This window comes from Streptomyces africanus, from assembly GCF_002150735.1.
GTDB classification, from domain to species: domain Bacteria; phylum Actinomycetota; class Actinomycetes; order Streptomycetales; family Streptomycetaceae; genus Streptomyces; species Streptomyces africanus.
The window spans coordinates 1-4,030 of the sequence record NZ_MUKA01000293.1; the positions used below are offsets into that span (position 1 = coordinate 1).

4 protein-coding genes are annotated in these 4,030 nt (G+C 69.7%); 3 read left to right on the forward strand and 1 reads right to left on the reverse strand.

Annotated elements, in window-relative coordinates:
* Positions 1-2: 2 nt before the first annotated feature.
* From CCL05_RS31825 to CCL05_RS31835, 3 genes are all read left to right on the forward strand, one after another.
* Positions 3-695, forward strand: coding sequence for a ComF family protein (locus tag CCL05_RS31825; protein WP_086564142.1), 693 nt, complete (start codon positions 3-5; stop codon positions 693-695).
* 311 nt (positions 696-1,006) lie between these two features.
* Positions 1,007-1,705 carry a ribosome hibernation-promoting factor, HPF/YfiA family gene (gene hpf / locus CCL05_RS31830; RefSeq protein ID WP_086564143.1) on the forward strand — a complete coding sequence of 233 codons (699 nt, stop codon included), beginning with the start codon at positions 1,007-1,009 and terminating at the stop codon, positions 1,703-1,705.
* Between the two features lie 205 nt (positions 1,706-1,910).
* A complete protein-coding gene (locus CCL05_RS31835; RefSeq protein WP_086564144.1) occupies positions 1,911-2,657 on the forward strand; it encodes a response regulator in 747 nt (248 codons plus the stop codon).
* 3 nt (positions 2,658-2,660) lie between these two features.
* Here CCL05_RS31835 and CCL05_RS31840 read toward each other — a convergent pair whose 3' ends face one another.
* Entirely contained in the window at positions 2,661-3,839 is a 1,179-nt protein-coding gene (locus tag CCL05_RS31840; protein ID WP_086564145.1) for a winged helix-turn-helix domain-containing protein, read from the reverse strand.
* Between the last annotated feature and the right edge of the window lie 191 nt (positions 3,840-4,030).

The following is a 4,030-nucleotide window of genomic DNA, read 5'->3' on the forward strand; positions in this document are numbered from 1 at the left end:
CGCTGCTGGCGCACAAGGAACGGGGCGCCCTGGCGCTCGCAGGTCCCCTCGGAGTGGCCCTGGCGGGAGCCGTGCGGGCGGGGCTTCGGACGGCGTGGGGCGGCTCCTGGGCCGGGGCTGAGGGGGCATGGTCCCGGGCTGCCGGGGCTCCTGTCCTGCTCGTGCCCGTCCCGTCGGGGCGGCGGGCCGTGCGGGCCCGGGGACATGATCCCGCGCGGCGGATCGCGCTCGCGGCGGCTGGAGAGCTGCGGCGCAGCGGGGTGCCGGCCCGGGTGCTCGGCGTGCTGCGGCAGCGGCGGGCCGTGGCCGACCAGGCGGAGCTCAACTCCAGGCAGCGGCTGGACAATCTCGCGGGCGCGCTGGCCTTGGTGCCCGGGGGTGCTCGGCTGCTCTCCGGCGGACCGGTCGTCCTCGTCGACGACGTGATGACCACGGGGGCGTCCTTGGCGGAGGCCGCTCGGGCCGTGCGGGCGGCGGGGCCGGTTTCGAACGCTGCGGGGACTGCGGCCGTGTACGGGGGAGAGACGTGGGAAAGCAGAGAGGAACAGAACGTCGGAACAAGGCGGGAGAGGACGGGCCGGCGGCCCGGCCGGCAGGGAATGACGGGCGCTGGAGGCGCCGGCAGAGATGTTGACGTGGTGTGCGCGGCAGTGGTCGCGGCGTCACCGGACTCTTTTGAAATAAACCGGAACTGACTGAGATCTTGCGTCGTTGCAGGTAGCGAGAAGGCTTATTCACCTGAACGGAGGTACGCCGCAGTAGAGGGTGACGACATCCGTCCAGGCGAGATATGTTCGGTTGAGAGGGAAAGCCGCAGGCCACACCTCTCAAATCCGAATGCCGTGCCGCGGGTTTTTCTTCATCACTCGCGACGGTGGAGTGGAGATCTCGCCCACGGGGGAGGAGGTGGAAGTCACCGAGTCCGAGGTCCCGGGGCACACCGGGACCTGGTGCAAAAGGGAGACGCTCCGCAGCGCAGCGGAGCGATCCGGGAACGGAGTTCTGCGTGGACATCGTCGTCAAGGGCCGCAAGACCGAGGTGCCCGAGCGGTTCCGGAAGCACGTGGCCGAGAAGCTGAAGCTGGAGAAGATCCAGAAGCTCGATGGCAAGGTGATCAGCCTCGACGTCGAGGTGTCCAAGGAGCCGAATCCCAGGCAGGCCGACCGCTGCGACCGAGTGGAGATCACGCTTCGCTCCCGCGGTCCGGTGATCCGGGCAGAGGCGGCGGCGAGCGATCCGTACGCGGCGCTCGACCTGGCGGCGGAAAAGCTGGAAGCCCGGCTGCGCAGGCAACACGACAAGCGGTTCTCGCGCCGAGGCGCGCGCCGGATCTCGGCCGCGGAGGTCGCCGACCACGTCCCGGGTGTGGCGACGCTCAACGGAAACGGCCTGGTGCCGACTCCGGAGGAGGAGCCTGAAGAGGCCGTCCCCACGAAGAAGATCGGCTCGCTGGAAGTACAGGGTGACGGCCCCATCGTCGTCCGCGAGAAGACCCACGTCGCAGCCCCCATGACCCTCGACCAGGCTCTCTACGAGATGGAACTGGTCGGGCACGACTTCTATCTGTTCGTCGACTCCGAGACCAAGGAACCGAGTGTCGTCTACCGACGGCACGCCTACGACTACGGCGTGATCCACCTCCGGACGGACACGATGGTCACACAGGCGCACGCCCCCGAGGCAGGCGGTGCGCTCGGCGGCTGACCATGCCGGGTGACAGCGGAGCAGGTGCCCCTGGAGCGCGTGTGCGCCCCCAGGGGCACCCTCGTGCGACCTCTTACGCCCCGCTCCGTCACCCCGGTGTCGTCCGGGCATGAAATCATGGTTGGCCACGGCCCAACCGGTGGGTCGTTGCTCTGGGTTGGCGATGGCTCAGGACCACAGGCCACAGCCTTCAGGGGGAGGAACGATGGCGGACAGCTTCGGACCGATGCGTGACGAGGATGCCGACGACGGCGTCGTCGGCATGGGCCCGGACACGGACTCTCCACGCAAGGAACCGATCAGAGTCCTTGTGGTCGACGACCACGCCCTGTTCCGCCGTGGCCTGGAGATCGTGCTGGCGGCCGAGGAGGACATCCAGGTCATCGGGGAGGCGGGCGACGGCGCCGAGGCCGTCGAGAAGGCCGCCGACCTGCTGCCCGACATCGTCCTGATGGATGTGCGGATGCCCAAGCGCGGCGGGATCGAGGCCTGCACCTCCATCAAGGAGGTCGCCCCCAGCGCCAAGATCATCATGCTGACGATCAGCGATGAGGAAGCCGATCTCTACGAGGCCATCAAGGCGGGCGCGACCGGCTATCTCCTCAAGGAGATCTCGACGGACGAGGTGGCCACCGCCATTCGCGCGGTGGCCGACGGTCAGTCGCAGATCAGCCCGTCCATGGCGTCGAAGCTGCTCACCGAGTTCAAGTCGATGATCCAGCGCACGGACGAGCGCCGGCTGGTGCCCGCGCCGCGGCTCACCGACCGCGAACTGGAAGTCCTCAAACTCGTCGCGACGGGGATGAACAACCGCGATATCGCCAAGGAGTTGTTCATCTCCGAGAACACCGTGAAAAACCACGTGCGCAACATCCTGGAGAAGCTTCAGCTGCACTCCAGGATGGAAGCGGTGGTGTACGCGATGCGGGAGAAGATCCTCGAGATCCGCTGACGGTCAGGCGGTCAGGCGGGCCAGCTCCGTTGCGAGGGGCTCGCGCAGGTCCGGCGCGTCGACCCGTTCCACGCGTACGTCCGTGCAGTCCACCCAGGTCGCCGCCTCGGCCAGGGCCTGGGCCACGGCCGGGACCGCCTTCGCGCCGTCGAGCGTGACCTGCTTGGCCACCAGCGTGCGGCCCTCGCGGGCCGGGTCCACGCGACCGACCAGCCGGCCGCCGGCCAGGACCGGCATCGCGAAGTAGCCGTACACCCGCTTCTGTTTGGGGACGTAGGCCTCCAGGCGGTGGGTGAAGCCGAAGATCCGCTCCGTGCGCGCCCGCTCCCAGATCAGGGAGTCGAAGGGCGAGAGCAGCGTGGTGCGGTGGCGGCCGCGCGGGGGTGTCTCCAGGGCCGCGGGGTCGGCCCAGGCGGGCTTGCCCCAGCCCTCGACCGTGACCGGGACGAGGCCTGAGTCGGCGATCACCGCGTCGACCTGCTCGCCCTTGAGGCGGTGGTAGTCGGCGATGTCCGCGCGGGTGCCGACGCCGAGGGACTGGCCCGCCAGGCGGACCAGGCGGCGCAGGCACTCGGTGTCGTCCAGCTCGTCGTGCAGCAGGGCCTCCGGGATCGCGCGCTCGGCGAGGTCGTACACGCGCTTCCAGCCGCGGCGCTCCACGCAGACCACCTCGCCGTACATCAGGGCGCGTTCGACGGCGACCTTCGAGCCGGACCAGTCCCACCAGTCGTTCGTCTTCTTCGCGCCGCCCAACTCCGTGGCCGTGAGGGGGCCTTCTGCGCGGAGCTGCTTGATGACCTCGTCGTAGGCGCCGTCCGGGAGCTCGTGGTTCCAGTGCGGGCGGTTGCGGTAGGCGCGGCGGCGGAAGGCGAAGTGCGGCCATTCCTCGATGGGGAGGATGCAGGCCGCGTGGGACCAGTACTCGAAGGCGTGGGTGTCCCGCCAGTAGGCGTTCTCCACTGTCTTTCGGCCTACCGCGCCCAGGCGGGCGTACGGGACGAGTTCGTGGGAGCGGGCCAGGACCGAGATGGTGTCGAGCTGTATCGCGCCTAGGTGGCGGAGGATGCCGCGGACGCCGGCGCGGCGGGGTGGGGCGCCGAGGAAGCCCTGGGCGCGGAGGGTCAGTCTGCGGGCCTCGTCTGCGGAGAGCTCTGTTGCGGGGCGCGGGCGCGGGGTGGTCATGGTTTTGCACGATAGGGGGTGGGACTGACAGAGGTGGCGTGAGCTGCGGGGTTGGGTGTGGGGGTGCTGTGTGTTGGGGCTGAGGTGGGGTGGGTGCGCAGCCCGGCGTAGCGGGGTGCCGCTGCGCACACCCGTGCCGCCCTGGGTACCTCCCAGGCCCTTGAGGCACTGAGGGAGGCACGATTGCCCGC